At 51.3% G+C, this 21,322-nt stretch carries 17 protein-coding genes and 1 riboswitch; of the genes, 7 read left to right on the top strand and 10 right to left on the bottom strand.

What is annotated here, in order from left to right; all coding sequences use genetic code 11:
• Positions 1–12: 12 nt before the first annotated feature.
• The 5 genes from ACYVJM_RS25500 (at position 13) to ACYVJM_RS25520 (ending at position 7,023) form a co-directional block, all read left to right on the top strand.
• On the top strand, positions 13–1,059 hold the full coding sequence (locus tag ACYVJM_RS25500; RefSeq protein ID WP_461151061.1) for an AI-2E family transporter: 1,047 nt from the start codon (positions 13–15) through the stop codon (positions 1,057–1,059).
• A gap of 23 nt (positions 1,060–1,082) precedes the next feature.
• Positions 1,083–1,481: a hypothetical protein gene (locus tag ACYVJM_RS25505; RefSeq protein ID WP_461151062.1), complete on the top strand. Its 399-nt coding sequence runs from the start codon at positions 1,083–1,085 to the stop codon at positions 1,479–1,481.
• Between the two features lie 36 nt (positions 1,482–1,517).
• Complete coding sequence (locus ACYVJM_RS25510; RefSeq protein WP_461151063.1) at positions 1,518–1,781, top strand: hypothetical protein; 264 nt, start codon at positions 1,518–1,520, stop codon at positions 1,779–1,781.
• 175 nt (positions 1,782–1,956) lie between these two features.
• A complete protein-coding gene (locus ACYVJM_RS25515) occupies positions 1,957–3,987 on the top strand; it encodes a heavy metal translocating P-type ATPase (RefSeq protein ID WP_461151064.1) in 2,031 nt (676 codons plus the stop codon).
• 450 nt (positions 3,988–4,437) lie between these two features.
• Positions 4,438–7,023, top strand: a complete 2,586-nt coding sequence (locus ACYVJM_RS25520) for a TonB-dependent receptor domain-containing protein (RefSeq protein ID WP_461151065.1) — start codon at positions 4,438–4,440, stop codon at positions 7,021–7,023.
• 18 nt (positions 7,024–7,041) lie between these two features.
• On the opposite strand, the gene ACYVJM_RS25525 is transcribed toward ACYVJM_RS25520, so the two are convergent.
• Positions 7,042–7,359, bottom strand: coding sequence for a DUF305 domain-containing protein (locus tag ACYVJM_RS25525; RefSeq protein ID WP_461151066.1), 318 nt, complete (start codon positions 7,357–7,359; stop codon positions 7,042–7,044).
• A gap of 278 nt (positions 7,360–7,637) precedes the next feature.
• Here ACYVJM_RS25525 and ACYVJM_RS25530 point away from each other — a divergent pair, with 278 nt between their 5' ends.
• Positions 7,638–9,374, top strand: a complete 1,737-nt coding sequence (locus ACYVJM_RS25530; protein WP_461151067.1) for an APC family permease — start codon at positions 7,638–7,640, stop codon at positions 9,372–9,374.
• A 44-nt stretch (positions 9,375–9,418) separates the two neighbouring features.
• Here the strand turns inward: ACYVJM_RS25530 and ACYVJM_RS25535 are convergent, their stop codons facing one another.
• From ACYVJM_RS25535 to ACYVJM_RS25545, 3 genes are all read right to left on the bottom strand, one after another.
• Entirely contained in the window at positions 9,419–9,820 is a 402-nt protein-coding gene (locus tag ACYVJM_RS25535; protein ID WP_461151068.1) for a peptidylprolyl isomerase, read from the bottom strand.
• A gap of 185 nt (positions 9,821–10,005) precedes the next feature.
• Positions 10,006–11,718, bottom strand: a complete 1,713-nt coding sequence (locus tag ACYVJM_RS25540; protein WP_461151069.1) for a GMC oxidoreductase — start codon at positions 11,716–11,718, stop codon at positions 10,006–10,008.
• Positions 11,719–11,938: 220 nt separating this feature from the next.
• Positions 11,939–12,469, bottom strand: a complete 531-nt coding sequence (locus tag ACYVJM_RS25545) for a gluconate 2-dehydrogenase subunit 3 family protein (RefSeq protein ID WP_461151070.1) — start codon at positions 12,467–12,469, stop codon at positions 11,939–11,941.
• A 314-nt stretch (positions 12,470–12,783) separates the two neighbouring features.
• Between ACYVJM_RS25545 and ACYVJM_RS25550 the strand changes: the two genes are divergently transcribed.
• A complete protein-coding gene (locus ACYVJM_RS25550) occupies positions 12,784–14,040 on the top strand; it encodes a cation:proton antiporter (protein WP_461151071.1) in 1,257 nt (418 codons plus the stop codon).
• A 1-nt stretch (position 14,041) separates the two neighbouring features.
• Here ACYVJM_RS25550 and ACYVJM_RS25555 read toward each other — a convergent pair whose 3' ends face one another.
• From ACYVJM_RS25555 to ACYVJM_RS25580, 6 genes are all read right to left on the bottom strand, one after another.
• Positions 14,042–15,442, bottom strand: a complete 1,401-nt coding sequence (locus ACYVJM_RS25555; RefSeq protein WP_461151072.1) for a chloride channel protein — start codon at positions 15,440–15,442, stop codon at positions 14,042–14,044.
• Positions 15,443–15,534: 92 nt separating this feature from the next.
• Positions 15,535–16,560, bottom strand: coding sequence for a nucleoside hydrolase (locus ACYVJM_RS25560; RefSeq protein ID WP_461151073.1), 1,026 nt, complete (start codon positions 16,558–16,560; stop codon positions 15,535–15,537).
• A 29-nt stretch (positions 16,561–16,589) separates the two neighbouring features.
• A complete protein-coding gene (locus tag ACYVJM_RS25565; protein WP_461151074.1) occupies positions 16,590–16,994 on the bottom strand; it encodes a hypothetical protein in 405 nt (134 codons plus the stop codon).
• 281 nt (positions 16,995–17,275) lie between these two features.
• Positions 17,276–18,019, bottom strand: a complete 744-nt coding sequence (locus ACYVJM_RS25570) for a Dph6-related ATP pyrophosphatase (protein WP_461151075.1) — start codon at positions 18,017–18,019, stop codon at positions 17,276–17,278.
• On the bottom strand, positions 18,016–19,071 hold the full coding sequence (locus tag ACYVJM_RS25575; protein WP_461151076.1) for a YncE family protein: 1,056 nt from the start codon (positions 19,069–19,071) through the stop codon (positions 18,016–18,018). Before ACYVJM_RS25575 ends, ACYVJM_RS25570 begins: the two co-directional genes overlap by 4 nt.
• The gene (locus ACYVJM_RS25580) at positions 19,068–21,026 is read right to left on the bottom strand and encodes a TonB-dependent receptor plug domain-containing protein (RefSeq protein WP_461151077.1); all 1,959 of its coding nucleotides are present in this window, start codon (positions 21,024–21,026) and stop codon (positions 19,068–19,070) included. Before ACYVJM_RS25580 ends, ACYVJM_RS25575 begins: the two co-directional genes overlap by 4 nt.
• A gap of 63 nt (positions 21,027–21,089) precedes the next feature.
• A riboswitch (cobalamin riboswitch) is annotated at positions 21,090–21,299 on the bottom strand.
• Positions 21,300–21,322: the final 23 nt, after the last annotated feature.

A 21,322-nucleotide genomic window follows, 5' to 3' on the forward strand; every position in this document is an offset into this window, starting at 1 on the left:
TCTGTATACACCATGAGACACCACTCCTCCTTTCCAATACGGACGGCCACGGCAGCATTTATTTGTTTGCTGATTGCGGCTTTGTTTCTGCTGGTAGGGTATGCCGCTAATTTCTTCTTTCTGGTGTTTGGCGGAATCATTGTGGCGGTGGTACTCAGTGGCCTGAGTCAGTTCGTCAGTAGCAAAACACGGTTATCGTATGGCTTGTCGCTGGGGCTGGTGATGCTTTTGCTAATAGCATTGGTGGTAGGGATTATCTGGGGACTGGCTCCCACCGTCAGCCAGCAGGCCAATGAACTGGCGAAATCACTTCCCGCGTCGGTCGAACGACTCAAAGGCAACCTGTCACAAACCGAGTGGGGTAATAAGTTGCTGGAAGGCATACCCGACCAGCCCCGTAAACTCCTGTCGTCAGGCGGTCGGGGTATGGGCGTGCTCACCCAGATCACCGGTATTTTTTCCACTACGCTGGGTGGTCTGGTTAATGTACTGATTGTGATCATCACCGGAATTTACCTGGCCTCTAGCCCTGAAGTATATCGAAAAGGATTTGTTAAACTCTTTCATCCGTCGTACCGCAGTCGACTGTTAGGTGTCATGGACCAGTGTTTTGCGACCCTGAAGAACTGGTTTATGAGCCGTTCGATTACGATGACGGTTGTGGGAGTAACCACCAGTGTGGGTCTGGCCCTGCTTGGCATTCCCTTTCCTATTGTGCTGGGTATCCTGGCTGGCATACTGAATTTCATTCCTAACCTGGGTCCTTACATTGCCCTGGCTCCGGCTTTACTGGTGGCTTTACCACAGGGCGCGAGCTCGGTTGTGTATGTCTTTGCGCTATACATGGGCGTGCAATCGCTGGAAGGGTATGTGCTGACACCCCTGCTGGATAAAAAGTTTGTTTCCCTACCGCCCGCTCTGCTCCTGTTCGGGCAGGTGTTGCTGGGCATTCTGGTCGGGCTGGCGGGCGTCCTGTTTGCCTCTCCGCTCATTGCCGTCCTGCTGGTGATTATTCAGGAGTTGTATGTGAAAGACCGCCTGGAAAAAACGTCGAATTAAAAATTATCTAAAACGTCAACGAAATGAAAACGATCCGAACAATCATGCTGCTGGGTTTACTCTTAACGATCAATGCCTGTACACCTAAAATGACCTTTACCACCTCATCGGTTGTTCCCGCAGCTGCCGGTACTATCAACGTCAAGAAAGACAAGAACGAAAATTACACACTGGATGTACGGGTCCAGAACCTGGCAGAATCCCAAAAACTGACACCTGCCAAAGATACGTACCTGGTCTGGATGAAGCAGAATGACAATTCCGTCAAAAAACTGGGTCAGCTGAATCCGTCCGGTAAAGCCCTGACGGCGACTTTAACCACGGCAGCCGTTGCCAAACCTCAGGCCGTTTTCATTACGGCTGAAGACAACGCCGACATACTGTATCCGGCGGGGCAAACGATTCTGACAACCGAAAAATAATGGAGTCAATACATTCAATTTTAAAATTAAAGCGATATGAAAAGCGACGAGAGAGAAGACATTATCCGGGCAAAAAAAGCCATTTCGCCTGATGGGCTGGAAAATCAGTCGACAGAAGGACACAGTGGCGTAAGCAGCGAACAGCCTGTCAGCGATTTACCCAACGAAGCACTTCCTGATGATGAGCTGAACGAGCGGTATACGGACGGGCCCGATGAGCCGGGTCAAAATGTTCGGGTAATGAATCCGAACAGAAACCCCAACGACAAACCGGATATCGACAAACCGGCTTATTCCTGATATGACAGACAGTAGATTAACTTAGTGAAATTCAAACCGGTGATTTATGCAGAAATGGTAAGTCATCGGTTTGATTCCTTGAGAAAGAGTCCAGGATTGAATGCTTGCTTGATAACTGGCATCATAATACATAATACTACTTTGTTTGAATCCAAATAAGTAGCCTACTAACAGGATGGCACACGAACATACGCACGACCACGACGATGTCGAATTAATTGAGGAAGGCACTACGCCCGCTTCAGACGCTATTTCAGATGAAGAAGACTCATCAAAGGCCGGAGATAGTCAGACTTGGCGTACGTATGCACCAGCCAGTAGTAGCCTGGTGCTACTTTTGATTGGCATTGGGCTGGATCACTTCGCGGGAGATGACCAATCGGCCTCGCCGGGCTGGTTTCATGATCCCTGGCGGCTTCTTTGGTATGTGGCGGCTTATATCCCTGTGGGCTGGCCTGTGCTACGCCGGGCGTGGAGCGGAATAACCAGCGGAGACGTGTTCACGGAATTCTTTTTAATGGGCGTAGCCACGCTGGGGGCCTTTTCCATTCGGGAGTATCCGGAAGGCGTTACGGTGATGCTATTCTACACTATTGGCGAACTGTTTCAGGAAGCGGCTGTGCTACGGGCGCGTCGATCAGTAAAGGCATTGCTCGACGTCCGACCCGACGAAGTAACGCTCATTCACGAGGGTCAGACGAAAGTGGTGCGGGCAGCGACCGTTGCCGTGGGTAACATAATTCAGGTGAAGCCGGGTGAAAAAGTAGGGCTTGACGGTACGCTACGTTCTGAACAGGGCTCGTTCGACACGGCAGCGCTAACGGGCGAAAGCGTGCCCCGCACAATTCAGAAAGGCGAATCCGTGTTGGCCGGCATGATTAACCGACAGTCGCTGGTTGAGATGGACGTAACAACGCCGTATCAGGATTCCAAACTATCGCGTATTCTTAAGCTCGTGCAGCAGGCAACGGGTCGTAAGGCTCAGACGCAGGAATTTATTGCCCGATTTGCTAAGATCTACACACCGGCGATTTGCGGACTGGCGGTACTCATTACCCTACTTCCTTACTTTTTTGTTCCTGATTATCAGTTTCGAGACTGGCTTTATCGGGGACTTATTTTTCTGGTTATCGGCTGCCCGTGTGCGCTGGTCATTTCCATTCCACTGGGCTACTTCGGCGGCATCGGTGCCGGTTCACGACAGGGTATTCTGTTCAAGGGTTCGGTATTTCTTGACCTGGTGACCCAGCTTAAAACGGTGGTTATGGACAAAACCGGCACCTTAACCAAAGGTGTATTCGATGTGCAGGAAATAAAGCCGATTGGCATCGACGCTCATGAATTGATCCGGCTAACTGCCGCTCTCGAAAGCAAATCGACTCACCCCGTCGCTACGGCTATCGTTACCTATGCAAGTCGTGAGACTATTCAGCCAGACTACGAAACGATTTCAGTTGAAGACGTAGAGGAAATTCCGGGCCATGGACTTAAAGGGCGCGTTGGGGGTAAAGATATGCTGGCGGGTAACGCTAAACTGCTCCGCAAATTCAACGTATCGTTTGATGAATCCTTGACAAAGGTGCCCTATACGGTCGTTATGACCGCGCTCGATGGGCAGTTTGCGGGCCACTTTACTATTGCTGACGAAATCAAACCCAGTGCGGCAGCTGCCGTTAGCCGGTTGAAGCGCGAGGGTATACGCACCGTCATGCTGTCGGGTGATAAGTCGGCCGTGGTTGAGCTGGTCGCCAGGCAAGTGGGCGTCGATGAGTACCACGGCGATCTTTTACCCGAAGATAAAGTCGCGCAGGTTGAGCGGCTAAAAAGCGAGCTGGCCGGTGATCCCAACCAGAAGGTAGCGTTCGTGGGAGACGGCGTTAATGACGCTCCTGTTGTAGCGTTGGCCGATGTCGGTATGGCCATGGGTGGCCTTGGTTCGGATGCCACCATCGAAACCGCCGATGTTATTATCCAGAATGATGAACCATCTAAAATTGCGACGGCCATAGCTATTGGCCGGGCTACGCGCCGGATTGTCTGGCAGAATATAACCCTTTCGTTAACGGTCAAAGGTATTGTGCTGATTCTGGGAGCTGGCGGGCTGGCAACCATGTGGGAAGCCGTTTTTGCGGATGTCGGCGTAGCTATGCTGGCGATTCTAAACGCTGTTCGGGTACAGAATATGAACGTTGACAATGAACAGTAAGGCGACATCGACTTCTGCCTTGCCGTATTATCCTTGAATAACCATTCCGAACTATACGGCTGCCTTTCTGCCGACAGTTAGTCATAAACTATACATCCGGGCCGGCAACTCATCATCTACTTTTGTGGTTGAGGTAGCCGTTCGTGGTACCAACTGCTCTGATTTTAAGGAAATTCTAAGTTTTTGTTAAGCTCTCTTTAAAACCCGTTCAGGAAATTTGTAGCCAGTTGCCGCTACCAAAAGACCTGTCTGTTACTAGATCCAAAAACGGGTTTTCCATTTCTTCGCCAACCTATCTTCAGGTTCTCTACACCTAAAAAAGTGTTTTCAGCCCGACGACCAGTCGGTTGCCTTACCAGTTGTTTGAGTTGTCGATTTGAGCCGCACGTTGCTGCCAAAGTGATAATACAAACAGCTTCTTACCTTTTCCGCTACTCTAAATGCTGCCTTATGAAGTATACACCCCTACTTTCGGTAGTTATTTTTACCAACGTACTCCTTGGCGAAGCTATGGCTCAACAGCCAGCTCCTGCCGGGCAGGATGTTCTGCGCATGTTGGGTATGCAGCCCGACACGGTGGGCCAGGAAACGCCCTACCTAAACGCTCAAACACCAGCCGACAGTAGCGACACAGATACGGCTTCTGATGCTGCCATCGGTGCGTTGACGGGTCGGCTAACGGCCATGCAGAATGGAAAGGCCCAACCTGTTGAGTTTGCCAGTATCGGGCTTTTCCGATCCAGTGATTCCAGCTCCGTTACGGATGGCCTTACCGACGAGAAAGGTTTTTTTACCATCAATAGCCTGGCTCCCGGTGGTTATTATGCCCTCGTTCAGAGCCTGGGTTTCGCGCCCAGGCAACTTACGGGCATTCGCATCAGCGGGAGTAACCCATCCGTAAATCTGGGTACTGTTGTGCTGACCCAAACAGCAACGCAGTTAAAAGAAGTAGTGGTTCAGGGGCAGCGGCAGGCGTATGAATATTCACTCGACAAGAAAGTGGTCAATGTGGATCAACTGCCCATTGCCCAGGGTGGATCGGCCGTTGATATTTTACAAAATGTTCCGTCCGTAACAGTCGATGTCGATGGAACCCTCAGTTTGCGCGGTAGCAGCAATGTTATTGTGCTGGTGGATGGGAAACCGTCCGGCCTGACGGGCCTCGACCGGCAGGCGGTGCTGGACCAGATTCCGGCCAGTAACATCGAACGGGTCGAAATTATTACGAATCCATCCTCCCGCTATGATGCCGATGGCGCATCGGGCATTATCAATATCATCCTGAAAAAAGAGCGGGCACCCGGTTTTAACGGAACGGTTCAGCTTAATGTCGGCACGCGGGATAAATACAATGCCTCCGTGAATCTGAACGCCCGGCTGAAAAAGCTCAACCTGTTCGGCAGTTATAACTTTCGGGATTTTCGTCGTTTCCAGTACCGTATTTCGGATCGTCAAAACCTGTTCACAGACTCAGTAAGCTATCTTTCCCAGCGCAACGATGCCGTTCGGCGGAGTGTTAATAACAACCTGAGGCTTGGTTTCGATTATGCACTGACTTCCCGCGACAACCTCACCGTATCGGCCTTATACCGGCCCCGGTACAGCTACGATTCCGAATTTGAGACGTTCAACACCCAGAATGCCCGCCGGGAATCGCTGGGCCTGACCCGCCGGTCGACCGAAGAGCGGGAACCCCAAACCGGCCTTGACTATACCGCTGGCTACCGCCGGACGTTTGACAGAAAAGGACGCGAACTAACCGTCGACGCGACCCTATCGACCAACAGTGGAACGGAAAATCAACTCTTCACCAACACAACGACCTTGCCCGAGAATTTACTGACGCCTAATTTCCTGATCGGGCAGCAGCGGGCCAGTAATTACCAGAACAATCGCGTAGCGGTATTGCAAACCGACTTTGTTAACCCCCTTAAGAATAAGCAGCGGATGGAAACGGGGTTAAAGTACACCTACCGCCGACTGGGGGCTAACTATGTGTTCGAAAATCTGCTCAGCGACAGCTGGGAGCTAAACCCCAACATCAGTAACAACTTTCTGTATAACGAGCACACTAGTGCCGCTTACATCAATTTTGGTAATGAGCTGAAGAAGTTCAGCTACCAGGCCGGACTCCGAACGGAATATACCAGCATCTTCACCGATCAGCGCACAACGGGCCAGCAAAGCAAACGGGATTATATCTATCTGTTTCCCAGCGCGTTTGTTAATTATAACCTGACCAAAGAGCAAAAATTACAGCTCAATTATACCCGGCGCATCAACCGGCCCTCGGTACGTTCGCTCAACCCCTTTGTCGACCTCTCCGACCCGCTCAATATCCGCTTTGGAAACCCCCAGCTAAGTCCGGAACTAATTAATTCGATGGAGTTGAGCTATCTGTGGAATGGCAAAACGACCTCCGTCAACTCATCGCTGTTCTACCGGCAAACAAACAACGAGATTACCAGCTACCGCACGCTGCGCGAGGATGGCATTACCGAGCAGACGTCGCTTAACCTGAACCGGTCGCAGAACTACGGGCTGGAAGTGGTGGCAAATCAGGACATTACCAACTGGTGGAAAGTCAATGGCACGTTCACCTTTTTTCAGCGGACCATTCAGGGCGGGGCCAACATACCGGGCGTACTGACTCGAACCAACCGAAGCTGGACAAGCCGCGTCACCACCGATCTTCGACCCTGGCGCGGAACGGCCATTCAAGTGGCGGTTAATTACCGTTCGCCATTCATCGTTGCGCAGGGAACCATCTACAGCTTTTTCAATGTGGACATTGGCGTGAAGCAGGATGTACTGAAAGGCCGGGGAACGCTTAATTTTCGGGTGAGTGACATCTTCAACACCCTTCAGTTTCAGATCGACAGCTTCGGGCCAAATTTTCTGGCAAATACCGTCGGAAAACGGGAAAGCCGGATTGGCTTCATCGGGTTTAGTTACCGGTTAAGCCGGAAGATCGTTAACGTGCGGGATAACGAAGAGCGGGATTCCGATTCGTCATCGGAGGAACGGGACTTTTAGCCGAGTGTAGGCAACCCGTTATTTATTTTCCATTCGGCAGAGTATCTGCTTCATTTGGGCAATCTCCCGTTCCTGGGCCTCAATAATTCCCTGGGCTAGTTTTTTTATTTCCGGGTCTTTCAGATCAGCGTTTTTACTGACCAGAATAGCAATCGAATGGTGGGGAATCATGGATTGCATGAAACGCTTGTCGTTAATGAATACCTGATTCCTGACGCCAAACAGGGCAGCAACAAACAGGGCAATACTACCGCCAATAATCATCGCATTCATTCGGGCGTTCTGGTACATCGAGCGCATGAATAGTAGCATGACAACAGCCATTGTCGCAATCATGAGCGTAGTCTTGTAGAGCCGCGTTCATGTTCTGCAATTCCATCAAGTTATTCGTTTGCTGTTGATAGAAAAACACCTGAATGATGAAGCTGTTCAGCTTATTCACCTAATAATTCATGTCATCGACTTCGCAACCTGAAAGCCCCCGAACATTGCCGATAATCCGGTATCCGGTATGACGACCTACCGATAGGCAGCCCCTTGAAGAGACTGATTTTAAGGAAATACTAACTAGAGTGTGATTCGTGTTGTTTACGAGGGAAAACACGGAGCCTTTCATGACAACGCACACAAAATTAAGTGAATTGCCAGCGACGGCTATCTGCGGCAACGACATCAGTTCTTCCTGCCTGTACGTTTCGGCACTCAGCATTATGTATGCTGGCCAGTTCGCCTGGATTTCGTTATTAATGGTGGGCGGAACGCTGTTTCTGTTTCGAAAAATCTACGGCGAAGTCGTCGGCGCGTTACCCCTCAACGGGGGCGCTTACAACGTACTTCTCAATTCGGCCAACAAGTCGATGGCTTCACTCGCGGCCTGCCTGACCATCCTTTCGTACGTTGCCACCAGTGTTATTTCGGCCAATGAAGCCATTCATTATGCGTCGGCGTTCAACCATGGGTTGCCCATTATTTGGGGGACCATTGGCTTGTTACTTCTGTTCTTTTTGCTCAATCTGCTCGGTTTAAAAGAATCGTCGAAAGCCGCCATTGTCATTTTTATCATTCACCTGGCCACGTTGATCGTCCTGTGTGCTGTTTGTGGCTGGTATGTGTTAACGAATGGCGCAGGACATTTTACAATTAACTTTGCAACTAAATCCGAGCATAGCCTTGCCTATCAGCTCTTTGCGGGCTTTGCAGCCGCCATGCTGGGCATTTCGGGATTCGAGAGTTCAGCCAATTACGTGGAAGAACAGGGACCGGGCATTTTCCCAAAGACGCTTCGCAACATGTGGGTTATCGTTACAGTTTTTAACCCACTGATTGCGATTCTGGCACTAGGGATCATGTCCATTGGCGACGTGAACGGCCACCAGGAATCCCTGCTTGCGTTTATGGGCGAGCGGGCGGGTGGTCAATGGCTGTCGTGGCTGGTTTCTGTAGATGCGGTGCTGGTCCTGAGTGGTGCCGTATTGACCTCATTTGTGGGCGTTGGCGGGCTGATGAAACGCATGACGTTAGACCGGATTTTCCCTCAGTTTTTGCTGAAAGAAAACAGCCGACAGGCGCCGTATTATATACTGTTGGTATTTTTTATCCTGTGCGTATCCGTCTTACTGAGCACGGGCGGCAACCTCCAGGCACTAGCAGGTGTCTATGCCATTTCGTTTCTGGCCGTTATGGGTTTGTTTGGGATTGGCAACCTACTACTCAAGCTTCGACGAAAACGCTTACCCCGACCCGAGCGGGCTACGACAGGCTCAGTTTTTTTGGCACTGATTGCCGTTGGAACAGCGCTTCTGGGAAACGTCATGCTGAACCCGCACTACGTACTGGTCTTTTTTGAATATTTCATCCCTACCTTTTTGATAGCTCTGATGATGATGGATCGTTCGCTGATACTAAGCGGGCTGCTGTCGATTATTCTGTATTTCTTCAAGCCAATGAAACAAAGCATTGAGCGGTTTACGGACTGGACTAACCAAACGATTAAGGAAATCAACGACCAGGAATTTGTTTTCTTCTCCAAAGGCGACGACATCGCATCGCTCAACCGGGTTATGATCTACATTGAGGAGAATGAAGAAACAAATCGCCTGCGTATTGTAACTATTGAAAGTGAGGAGTTTACAATACCCGATAACTTACACCGGGATATCGAAACCCTCGACCGGGCCTATCCCGAAATTGACATCAGCTTCGAAATAATCAGGGGCGATTTTGGACCTGAACTCATTCAGGAGTTATCCGAAAAATGGCAGATCCCAACCAATTTCATGTTTATCGGCTCACCTAGTCAAAAGTTCGAATACCGCATTGAAGAACTTGGTGGTGTACGGCTCATCATCTAATTTTCGCTACCCGGACTGGTCCTGAACAATGAGGACGTAACGGACTATCCCTTTACCTTCAAAAGCAGATGCCTGGTTAAAACCTCCCCTTCTTTTCTGTCTATCAATTGGACGATATGATAGCCAAAATCCGATTTGAAGGGCTTCGAGATTTGACCCGGACTCAGTTGGTTAACCACGTTGGCAAAAGCCGGTACAAACTGATTTGTTTTTTGCCAGCCTAATTTGCCACCTAGCGTGTAGGAGCCATAATCCTGAGAGTACATCTGCGCCAGCTTATCAAATGAATAACCCGCTTTTATCTTTTGATAAAGCAGAGCGGCTTCCTTTCGGGCCGTCACGGGCGTATAGTGTCTTTTATTGTTAGTTTCCGGTAATAGCTGCCCATAGGGAGAATAGGCCGTTTCGCTAATCAGTAACAGCAGAGCAAGAAAATAGACGTTCATACCTGTAAGCGTTTTGACAAGCAGACCCTATACTGTTCAACTCCGTTGGAAAGCGGCATATTATCATGCATTTACCTTTTCCAACCTAAACTGAATATTACCCAACTTCCGATTACGCCCAAAAAAAGAATCCCCGCCAGCTAAAAATTAGCCTAGCGGGGATTCTTTCATTCATAGTATGTTATCTAAATACTCTTCCGCTTCATTTCTTTCACGGCAAAGTCGGCCGCGCGGGCGGTGAGCGCCATGTAGGTCAGCGACGGGTTCACGCAGGAGGCCGATGTCATACAGGCACCATCCGTCACGAATACGTTCTTCACGGCATGCATCTGGTTGTTACCATTCAGCACCGACGTTTTAGGGTCGCGGCCCATGCGGGCGGTACCCATTTCATGAATCGCCATGCCCAGATACGAGCCCCGATCATACGCCTTCACGTTCTTAACGCCCGATGCTTCCAGCATTTCTTTAGCATCGTTCATCATATCGATCCGCATTTTCTTCTCGTTTTCCTTGAGTTCGGCGTCGAACACCACCAGCGGCATACCCCATTTATCTTTCTCGTTCTTATCGAGGTACATCCGGTTTTCGTGATACGGCAGCGTCTCGCCGAAACCACCGAGGCCCATTGTCCACGGACCGGGCTTGGTGAGTTCTTCCTTGTAATCAGCACCGAAGCTCATTTCGGCAATGTTACGCTGCCACCCCTGGCGGCTGCCACCACCCTGATAACCGAAGCCGCGCAGGTAATCGCGCTTGTCGCTGCCGATGTTGCGGTAACGCGGAACATAGATTCCGTTGGCCCGGCGACCGATGTAATACTTGTCCAGATCGCCTTCCCAATCGCCGGAGGCACCGATGCGGAAGTGGTGATCCATCAGGTTATGGCCGAGTTGCTCCGAATCATTACCCAGACCATTGGGGAAGCGGTTCGACTTGGAGTTTAGCAACACCGCCGTTGAGCCCAGCGTACTGCCGCATACGAAAATGATGCTGGCGTAGTACTCTTTAGGTTGTAGGGTTACGGCATCGACAATGCGGACACCAGTAGCCCGTTTTTTATTCTCGTCATACATCACCTCCGTCACGACAGAATCGGGACGCAGGGTCAGGCGACCTGTTTTAGCCGCTGGCGGCAACGTACACGACTGCGTGCTGAAATAGGCGCCGTAAGGGCAACCCAGCGAGCACTTGTTCCGATACTGGCACGAGGCCCGGCCAACGCCCATCTGCGCCTGAGCAGCTTTCGACAGGTTAGCTACCCGCCCAATAGTCATGGTCCGGCCGGGGAAGTTCTTCTCGATCCGTTTCCGAACTTCTTTTTCCACGCAGTACATCTCCATGGGTGGCAGAAATTCGCTGTCGGGCAGTTGGGGAAGGTTCAGCTTCTCACCCGAAATGCCGGCAAATTTTTCCACATAGGAGTACCAGGGAGCTACGTCTTTGTAGCGAATCGGCCAGTCGACGGCAATACCTTCGCGATCGTTCGCGCCAAAGTCAATATCGCTTAGCCGATACGACTGACGCCCCCACATAATGGACTTACCGCCAACGATATTGGGCCGGTACCAGTCGAAACGCTTTACTTCTTTGTAATTGGAATCGGTATCCTTCATCCAATAGTTCTGGGTCATCTCGTTGTACGGGTAATCGCGCGCCAGTTTCGGATGCGACTCCTTCTGCTCCTCCGTTAGCCGACCGTTGTATTTGGTCTGCCAGGGATCTTTCATGGCGTATTCGTAGTCGGTTACGTGGTCGAGCTTATGCCCTTTTTCGAGCATGAGCACGCGAAGGCCTTTTTCGGTCAGTTCTTTGGCGGCCCAGCCACCCGATATACCCGACCCGATCACAATGGCATCGTACGTCTGGTCTTTAATAGAATCTATATTGAGGTACATGTTCTTTTAAAAGAGTTAGGAGTTAGGAGCGAGGAGTTAGGAGGGCTGACCGGCATGCTCTCTGCTGATGCAGTAGCCCTTTTCACTTTTCACGCCTTACTCTTATGTTAGGAGTAAGTATCAGGAGCAAGGAGTTAGACCTGCGAGATAGAGAAGATGATACGCTTTTTATTCTGCCGGACGGCTCCTCTCTTCTCGCTCCTAACTCCTACCTACTTTTTCACAATGCCCACGTCTTCTGGCCGGGTTTCATGGGCGCACAGCCGTTGAACTGGCCCGGAACGGGCAGGTATTCGAGGGCTTTGGTGGCACCGATTTCGGAGGTGAAGTAACCGGTGGTTGTTAGTTCTTTCATACGAAGGAAGAAGGGCTTGTCGGTAGTCATAGTCTGTTTGACCATCTCGATTTTCTGCGCGCCTTCCAGCGCGGCAAATCCTTTGCCGAACTTGGTTTTGCTATCGGCATCCAGCTTGGCCAGACCCGCATAGAATTTTTCCTGATCGGCTTTGGGGTAGCAGTCGCGCATGACCCGGACAATGAATTTTTCGGCACCGGCGGCTTTGGCTCCCGGTGTACTGGTCGTTGGGATAATCACATCGGCTACCTCGGCTAACAGGGCTTCCTGATCGGGCGAGACGGCCAGGCTGGGACCTGCGTTAGTCACGCGCCCCATAGCACCCGCCAGCGTGGGAGCCGATAGCATAACCCCCATCATTAGGGCTGCCTGTTGTAGGGCTTCTCTACGTTGCATATATAAAGTGAGTAGTATAGTAAAGTTTGGCAACTAAAATTCCTCCAATACTACTAAATTAACGTCAAAAAGCCTGATTGTGAACCCGTAATAAACCAGATAAATAATTGATTCTTCCTATTTCAGCATAAATAGTCAACGTAAAACGCCACTTGAGAATCGAGTAAAATGCGATTCAGCTGGTACAGGGTGAGTTACGCCGAAAGGCGTTACCGGAATCATTTTCCTAACATATACGAATAGGCACCGTTTAGTTAGTACCATTAGACTTTAATCGGAAATTAATACATCACTATACGGTACCCTATTCAATTATGGATCTATTTACCCTGATTACATTGCTCATTGTCGCTTCGGCTCTATTTGCTTACTTAAATACGCGCTGGCTCAAACTACCCGATGCCATTGGTATTATGGTTATATCGCTGGGATTTTCGTTGCTGTTGATCGGCACGAATGCAGTCTACCCCGATGCGTTGAAACTGGTGCGGGAAACTATTCGCGGAATCGACTTTGAGAAAGCTCTGTTTGACGTTATGTTAAGTTTCCTGCTCTTCGCAGGGGCCTTCCACACCGATGCCGCCAAGTTGCGGGTCGAACGTCGGTCAGTGATGCTGTTTGCTTTCGTGGGTGTATTGCTCAGCACAGCGTTAGTTGGCACAGGCGTTTACTACGCCACCAAGTTCCTGGGCATTGATATACCTTTTCTGCTCTGCCTGCTTTTTGGCGCGCTCATTTCCCCTACGGACCCAATCGCTGTACTGGGCATTCTGGCGAAATTCAAGCTACCGGAAAGCGTAAAACTTAACATTGTCGGGGAATCGCTTTTCAACGACGGTGTGGGCGTTGTAATCTTTGCCTCTATCTATCAGATCGTTCTTAATGGCACTGAAAGTGTAAGTGCCGGGGAGATCGTCTGGCTATTTGTGGAAGAAGCTGGCGGTGGCGTCATTTTCGGAGTAGCGCTGGGTTACCTCATGTACTGGCTCCTACGCTCCATCAACCACTACCAAACCGAAGTGATGATTACCGTAGCCGCCGTAATGGGTGGATACCTCCTTGCCCAAAGCCTGCACATTTCAGGCCCATTGGCCATGGTAGTGGCCGGTTTGTTTGTAGGTGATAATAACGCCCGGCAGGATGCCATGAGCCAGACCACAAAACGATATGTAGATGGATTCTGGGAGTTGATCGACAGTATTTTGAATGCACTGCTCTTCGTCCTGATCGGCATTGAGCTGCTGGTCATTGAGTTTCACATCTCTTACTGGATCATCTATATCGCTGTTATATTGATTGTGCTGCTGTCTCGCTATATGGCCATCATTATCCCATTCTCGCTGGCTCGGCGCTGGCTCGACCTCGACTCAAAAGCCCCGATTATGCTTACCTGGGGCGGTTTGCGCGGTGGCCTTTCTATTGCCATGGCCTTATCGATCAGTAGCTCGGTGCCTCAGAAAGATTTCATTGTGACTATCACTTACGCGGTAGTTCTCTTTTCTGTGATTGGGCAGGGGCTAACGATGGAACGGCTCATCCGGCGGTTATACCCACCCGAAAAACAGATTTAAACTAGTCAGTATCTGTCCGGACAGCAGCCGGTACCGACGCAACAGGCTGCGCCAGCGTTTCCTTGATGAACCCTTCTTTTAGATGTTCATAAAACGAAACCGGGTCAATCAGCGATGCAGCTCCCTGCGCCATAAGGCCGCCGAGTAATAACTGAAAAATAGCCGAATGCCGGTCGGTCATTTCCAGCACCAGGATGGCTGCGGTGAACGGCGAACGGACTACACCCGTCAGGAAGCTCACCATGCTGACCAGAATAACCAGATTTGTATCACTCGGGGTTACGCGGGCCAACCGGGAGAGGGCATCTCCGAGGATGGCCCCGGCACTGAGCGACGTTGCGAAAACGCCCCCGGCGGCTCCGCTGCTGTAGCTGAGCGCCATACCCGCAAATCGGATCGGGAAAAGGTACCAGGGCGTTAGATGATCATTTTGAAACAGCAACCGGTTGATGATGGGTTTGCCCGTTCCCACGGCGTCGGTACCGATCACATACGCCAGAGCCGCCATCACCAGGCCGCAACCAGCTACCCAGGCCGCCTGCTGGGGCAGCGTGGTGAACCGTCGTCGATAGGCGTTTACCCACAACAGCGTTTTGGCAAATACAGCACCTGCCAGTCCGCAGAACATGGCAACGAGTACGACAATGCCCAGAAACCAGCCCGTCGACGCTGTTACTTTAGGAAAGCCCAGGTATAAATAAGGTCCCTGAATTGCCTGCGCCGTCATACCGGCAATGATAACGGCGGTGAACACCGCGGTACGAAAGCGGGTAATGTGCGTCTGTGTAAGCTCTTCAACGACGAAGACAATCCCGCCAAGGGGCGTGTTGAAGGCAGCTGCCAGCCCGGCCGCGCCACCCGTAACGAGGGCAATTTGCCGCGACAACTGGGGCCAGCCCGCCGGTTGCAGCCGATTGATGGCCCGGAAAATAGCTGCCGAAATCTGAATGGTTGGCCCTTCCCGACCAATGACTCCACCACCCGCCAGCAAGACCAGACTGCTCAACACTTTCACCGCTACCACCCGCAAATTCAGCAGATAGCCGATACGCCCGTGCGTTGTGGGATTAGAGAGTTCAATACCAGCCATTACCTGTGGAATACCGCTTCCCCTGGCTGCCGGAGCCAGTTTTCGTACCAACAGCCAGGCCAGCAGGAAGGCAAGGGGCGTCAGCAAAAATACCAGCAGGGGATTTGCCTCGATCCAGGTAAAACTAATATCTTCCGCCAATACGAACACTTCTTCATAACCGACGGCCACGAGCCCGGTAAGCAACGAAGCGACCCAAAACGGCAGACTTTGCAGAATAACCCGGCGAATTCGCTCGGTATACAGCCCCCGGATAATGTATTGATCAAGCCAGGCCAGCACCTGCGCGTATCGGGAAGGTCTATCGGCCATTCGTACGGAGTTCGTATTGATTAGCTATTAAACGACCGAAGTATCTATCTGGTTGACAAGAAAGTGAACTCTAAGCAAATTTTAAGTTTTGCTCATGGTTTCCCCATCAACTCCAGCTTGGCGAAAAAGTCCGTGAACATCAACTGAATATCCAGCCGGTTGTACACCCGGATCAGACGTCCGGTATGGTTGTATTCGTATGTTCCCCGGGGCGTAATGTGCGGAGACAGTTTAAGTACATACTCACTGGACGATGGGTCGGCCTCGAAGGAGGACTGCAAGGCCGTGAGCAGCACCAGCGGACTATCGCCAAGCACATACGTTTCACCAATGTTGAGTCCATACTGCTTCATCCGGGCCATGATCTGCTCAAGCACATCGACCAGGTACTTCCCCACTTTACCGTATGGCTTTACCTTCAGTAAAAGCTGCGAATAGGGGAGCAAGGCCTGCCGGTAGGCGTTTCGGGGTAGTTGCCAGATAGGCACGGCTGTTCGGTTAAACACAACCCGGGCTGCGGCAATGTCTATGTTGAGGTTATACTCGGGTGTGGAGTAATTCGGCGGGGGCAGTGCCAGATCGGTGTATTCCGGCCCGCCAATCCAGACCAGCGTTAGTTTATTGGCAATTTGCGGATTGGTCAGTAATGCCGAGGCCACTTCGGTGAGCCCGGCTCCGCAGAGAACATACAAAGGCAGTTTTGTATCCGTGCGTAACGCTTCCCGAACAATAAACGCCACCGCTTCGCTTTTTACGGGCGTACTGTCGTTAGTCATGGCCATATTTGACCCGGCTATGACAGGAATGGCGGTCTTCAGGCCCATCACCTGGATAAGCTCCCTGGCTTTTTTGGCGGCATTGTCGGCCTGGGTAGTCGAATTATCGAACCCGTCTCCCACGCGCAGGTGCGAACCAATGATGGCCCTTACATCGACCGAAGGCGATAGCAGCAAATGAGCTAACTGGAAGAGCCCATCGGGGTCGCCACTAAAATCGTTATCGACAATCACCCGCATTCGGGGCGCAATACTGGTTTGACCAATGGCATGTTGGCCAATCGTCCTTAGAGGTACTGCCGACAGGAGCAGCAAAAACACAAAGCAACCTTTCTTTAACATGGCCGGAAAAGCCAGTTATAAACCGGTTTTTACTTTGTTTTCTCCTCAACTTTTGGCTGAAGCGTTCCCCGCGCAATGGGTTCGGGTTTGGATTTCGGCGTTGTGTACCGAAGCAGGGTTGCCGTCGCATGCACGTCTTTCGGCGACTTGGTGATCAGCAGTTGATACGAACGGGTACCAATCACCAGATTCGAATAGCTCATATTTCCCGATTCCTGAAGTAAACTCCAGTTGGCTCTGGGTTCTTTTGCCAGCAGCGAATCGTCCTGCGCGGTCAATGCGCCATACGTAGTATCAGCCACAAAGCGTTTACTGGTGATACCCTCAATAGCTGCAGTGATGGAAGGCGGAACAGCCGGTGCCGTTTTAGTTTGCGCCAAAGCCGACATGCTCATCAGCCCCAGCGATAGTATGGTTAACAGTTGCTTTTTCATAACGTTACATACCAATAACCTCTTTATTATTGAGAGCGTTTAAAAAACCCTCATCAAAACTTATTCCGGTTACTGCTTATTATAAACGCTTTTGCTCCTGAATTGCTTTTTTATTGCACAGTATCTTACAAACCGAACCTCTTTAACTGGCCCCGTTCTTAGGTACAGACTTACTGGAAATAAGAAATAACTACACTAGTCTGTCCGGGTCTTATACACAAATGACCAGACTGATCTAACTTTCTCGTTTCGGCATGTCGCTTGCTGTACCGAAAAACCGACTAGAGATTTATTGCCGAATGCAGTATTAGATCCTGATACCAGAAGCTCGTATCCCAGCGGCTATCGGTCTGGTCGGAGTGGCAGTCGGTGCCGCCCGAAGGCGCATACGAACGGCGGACAACTTCGCCTTTCTCAAAGGCAATAGGGCTCGAGAAGATGGGGCCATCGTAGACAAACGAGTGGTACTCGCCGTTCTCTCCACAGGAGTCCACCGTTTTGGGAAGGTCTTTCAGAAGGTCCAAATCCAGCTCACGCCCAACAAACTCCGCGCCGAGTTGTTTGTCATTGACGCAGACAAGTACCGCCCGGAATCCCAAATCCACAAATTCATGGACAAGTTCGATGGTGTTACGCTGCCAGAGTGGAAACGCGCCGATGAGGTTTACCGGCTTTAACTGACTTTCCCGATACTGCCGCAGGTCTTCCAGAAAAATATCGCCAAAAATAGAGTGGGTACTACCCTTTTGGGTCAACTCCCGCAACGTTGTCTGCATCCGGTCGTTGTATTCCTCCATCGACACATCGCCGGAAAGTTTTAGTAAGGTTAACGGTAGGCCGAGCCGCTCGGCCTGCGCGGCCAGCAACTCCATACGAACCCCGTGCATGCTCACCCGGCCAAACTGCTCATTGACGCTTGTCAACAACGTTTGTATGTCCCACCGTTCGGAACGGAGGCTATGATATAGAGCGAGGGCCGAATCTTTGCCCCCGCTCCAGTTCATGATTGCCCGCTGGCGACTCATCGGAAATAAAACCCGGACGGGGCAATTTCAGCCTTAACGGAGTCAACCAATGCGCCACTCTCTTCGTAACGAAGTACATACCCTGCCTGCGCATAGGACGGAATGACACTGCCGTAAATTCGTTTGGTTTGCGGGTCGATTCCTAACGCACTGAACGAACGCGCAATGATCTGACTCCCCGAAGCGGAAGTGGCTTCAATAGGCAGCCGGTAGGTTCTACCACTTAAGGTGTAATAAAACGCCTTTTTATCCGCACTGATAACGACTGAACCGGGCGCGGTCGAAAACATAATTCGCTTGGCAACAATCCGGCTCGCCGGGTCCATCTGTACCAGTTCATTACCTGCCTGTATCCACAGTTTACCATTGGCATCAACCGCGAGAGGTTCGGGAGTTGACCCGAAGTCGATCCGTTGCTTTTCTGTATCGGTATTGGTGTCAATGATTAACAATGTCTTGCTACCCGTGTAGCTGCCACTGCCAACAAACGCTTCGGTTCCGGTAACGACCATCTTTTCAACGCCTTTTACGGCCGGTATTTTCTTAACAACCGTGTTCGTATTTAAATCGACGACAGCGATGTAACCGGGATCTTTGTAAAACGTGCCGGCGTTAAAATCACCCGAAACATCCCAGCAACTGATATAGGCCTTGTTCGGACCCGCCGAAATCACCTGACGCGGGTTTTCGATGTCCGGGGTTTTCAGGGTAGCCCGCGATTTGAACGTACCCGACTCCACGATCTCCACCTTGTCCTGACCGGCGGTACTGTTATCGACCAGAATCAGCCCTTTGCCGTTTACGTCGGTATACCCCTGTAGGCTACCACTGATCGACATAGACGGGTTAGCGGTTTGGAAGATGCTCGTAGCTACGGTCGTGCCGGTGCGCGGAAGAAACGAAATGGTCCCGTTGTTCTGGGAGAAATTACCCTGATTCAATATAAGTACACCCGACTCGAAGGGCGTTGGCTCTGGGTCGGAAGTTTTACAGTTCCAGAGGCTCAAGGCCAGTAAGCCAAGCAGAATTCCTTTTGTTGGTTGATAGTTCATTGGGTATTATTTGGTAAATTGATAAGCAGATTAAGTGCCCAGTTGCGTCCCGGCAGGGCATTCCGTTTTACGCTGAATAGCAGCGCGTCGAATACATTATTGACCTGACCCTGCACCCGAATCGGCACCGGACCGATTTTGGCGGTCGTTTCCAGCAACACATTGGTTAACGTCGAGCCCTTGAAAAATTGGCTGTTGTCGAAAGTGATGTACCGGCGTGAGTTCGCCTGTGTCTGTACCGTAAGCCGGGTTTGTCCCCGCTGGACATACGCATTGAGGGTCTCGGTATGCAGCGGTACGTAAACCAGTTGCTTGCCAATCACATCCTGCGAATAGGCATCGTACGCCCGCTCCTGCGACGACCTCGTTAGGGCGTACCCCGCCCGGAAACCTGCCCGCCAGATGTCGCGTGTATAAGCAAGGTTCAGCGTCAACTCGCCCCCTCGTGCCACGACCAGTTGCAGATTTTCGACGTGGTAATTGGTCGTTGGGTTCCAGTACGTCCAGTTATCCACCCGGTTCCGGTAACCCGTGACTTCGGCTGTCAGATGAAGGTGTTCGTTAATGATGATATTCGAAGCAAGTCCGGCTTCGAGATTGAACCCGTCTTCAGGTAATAAATTCGGGTCGCCCAGTTCGATCCAGTAGCGTTCGTTCAACGTTGGAACGCGGTAACTACGGCTGACGGCCCCTTTGGCGGTCAGCGCAAACTTTGTACGCTGCACCAGTTTGTATTCTGCACCGAGCGACGGCGTGATGGGCGGGTTGAAACGCGTAACAAACGCCTGCCGTATATTCGCTGACACCAGCCAGCGGCTGGTTTGCAGACGGAGTAAAGCGTATAAATCGCCCCGATCTTCCTGAATCAATTGATCACCGTAACCGTCCGTCCGGGTGCGGTAGTGCGACCACTCGCCCCCAACGCGCAGATTCAGCGATACACCCGTTCGTGATGGAATCATGGAAAACTCCCGCTCAACGCGGCTGATGAACCGGTCTGTTTCGGTATGGTCGGGAGAGAGGAAGTCTCCTTTGCCGTAGTCGAGCGCATCGTGAATCCAGCCCAGGCGCAGGGTAAGGTGGTTGGTTTCGTAGGTAGTCAGGAATCGTGCCGATTGCGTCCGGGTGCGTTCCCGCGCAACAGGGTCCTTTGGTGCCAGTACCAGATCATTGTCCGTAATCCAGGCATTGACGGATACCTGCCGGCCGCTTTTATGCAGAAAGTACAAATCCTGAACAAGGCCCCGCTGCGCCGTTGTCGACTGCTCCATGAAGTAGTTCCGGCGTTCGGTGTACGGATAGACGTTGTTGAACTGGTTTCGGTAAGCAAATGTCTTGCCCGATAGCTTCCAGGTCGGCCCCAGTCCGGTACTGTAGCGAACACCAACCTGTGTGTTATTATTTTGAAAACTGGCCAGTTGCTGCCCAATCGTTACCCGAATGCCGGGTTGCCAGACGGGACTACTCCCCAGCAGAATGCTTCCTCCCACGGCATCGGAGCCAACCGCACTCGCCGATGAGCCGTACTGCACCGATAGCCGGTCGAAACCCGCCACGGGAAGGGTCGAGAAATCGGTCAGGCCCAGATTTGGCTGGTTGATGTTGATCCCATTCCAGAGCACCGCCGTATGACTGGCCGACGTACCCCGAAAGGCCACCGTAGCCAACTGGCCCGGCCCATAATTCTTAAAAGCGATTGGCGTGTTCAATGCCAGCAGATCGGTTAGTGAGCCAAACCGAAACTGAAGCAGCGTGGCCGAGTCGATCCGCTGGAGCTTCTGCCCCGCCAGAAACCGTTCGGGTGCGATAGCCCGAACGGTCACCGCCGATAAAGATACGGCCGACGAATCTGTTTGTCCATAACCGTTATATGCTATAAACGGACCGACAAACGGCATTAGCAGCCACCAATAAAGGGCTTTCTTTCCCACTATCTTCCTGTACAAAATGTGCATCTAATCGCCAGCGCACCAAAGTGACTGGCAGCACGCGATTGGGGCGTTTCCTCCGAACACCAGAACAACGGATGGTCTTCGGCAGGTCTCCTGGCTCGTCTTATCGGTTCGGACCTTCCCACGCTGACGATCAGCGCAGTGGCCATGTAGATTGAATCGATTTTAGGTAAGACTTACAGTTGCGGGGACAGCGCTGGTGTTGCACCAACTTCCCTTTTAAGCCTTGAAAGCCACTACGAAGCAGCATCAGGCACCGAAAACTCGACAGCAAAGGTAGGGTTATTTACACAAAGGGG

The organism is Spirosoma pulveris (assembly GCF_054781875.1).

What these genes read in the sequence shown, in the direction of transcription:
- ACYVJM_RS25510 (WP_461151063.1), top strand. Translation starts at nt 1,518, where the DNA reads ATGAAAAGCGACGAGAGAGAAGACATTATCCGGGCAAAAAAAGCCATT.
- ACYVJM_RS25545 (WP_461151070.1), bottom strand. Translation starts at nt 12,469, where the DNA reads ATGCAACGTAGAGAAGCCCTACAACAGGCAGCCCTAATGATGGGGGTT.
- ACYVJM_RS25570 (WP_461151075.1), bottom strand. Translation starts at nt 18,019, where the DNA reads ATGAGTCGCCAGCGGGCAATCATGAACTGGAGCGGGGGCAAAGATTCG.
- ACYVJM_RS25530 (WP_461151067.1), top strand. Translation starts at nt 7,638, where the DNA reads ATGACAACGCACACAAAATTAAGTGAATTGCCAGCGACGGCTATCTGC.
- ACYVJM_RS25565 (WP_461151074.1), bottom strand. Translation starts at nt 16,994, where the DNA reads ATGAAAAAGCAACTGTTAACCATACTATCGCTGGGGCTGATGAGCATG.
- ACYVJM_RS25550 (WP_461151071.1), top strand. Translation starts at nt 12,784, where the DNA reads ATGGATCTATTTACCCTGATTACATTGCTCATTGTCGCTTCGGCTCTA.
- ACYVJM_RS25535 (WP_461151068.1), bottom strand. Translation starts at nt 9,820, where the DNA reads ATGAACGTCTATTTTCTTGCTCTGCTGTTACTGATTAGCGAAACGGCC.
- ACYVJM_RS25525 (WP_461151066.1), bottom strand. Translation starts at nt 7,359, where the DNA reads ATGATTGCGACAATGGCTGTTGTCATGCTACTATTCATGCGCTCGATG.
- ACYVJM_RS25580 (WP_461151077.1), bottom strand. Translation starts at nt 21,026, where the DNA reads ATGCACATTTTGTACAGGAAGATAGTGGGAAAGAAAGCCCTTTATTGG.
- ACYVJM_RS25515 (WP_461151064.1), top strand. Translation starts at nt 1,957, where the DNA reads ATGGCACACGAACATACGCACGACCACGACGATGTCGAATTAATTGAG.
- ACYVJM_RS25540 (WP_461151069.1), bottom strand. Translation starts at nt 11,718, where the DNA reads ATGTACCTCAATATAGATTCTATTAAAGACCAGACGTACGATGCCATT.
- ACYVJM_RS25575 (WP_461151076.1), bottom strand. Translation starts at nt 19,071, where the DNA reads ATGAACTATCAACCAACAAAAGGAATTCTGCTTGGCTTACTGGCCTTG.
- ACYVJM_RS25505 (WP_461151062.1), top strand. Translation starts at nt 1,083, where the DNA reads ATGAAAACGATCCGAACAATCATGCTGCTGGGTTTACTCTTAACGATC.
- ACYVJM_RS25560 (WP_461151073.1), bottom strand. Translation starts at nt 16,560, where the DNA reads ATGTTAAAGAAAGGTTGCTTTGTGTTTTTGCTGCTCCTGTCGGCAGTA.
- ACYVJM_RS25500 (WP_461151061.1), top strand. Translation starts at nt 13, where the DNA reads ATGAGACACCACTCCTCCTTTCCAATACGGACGGCCACGGCAGCATTT.
- ACYVJM_RS25555 (WP_461151072.1), bottom strand. Translation starts at nt 15,442, where the DNA reads ATGGCCGATAGACCTTCCCGATACGCGCAGGTGCTGGCCTGGCTTGAT.
- ACYVJM_RS25520 (WP_461151065.1), top strand. Translation starts at nt 4,438, where the DNA reads ATGAAGTATACACCCCTACTTTCGGTAGTTATTTTTACCAACGTACTC.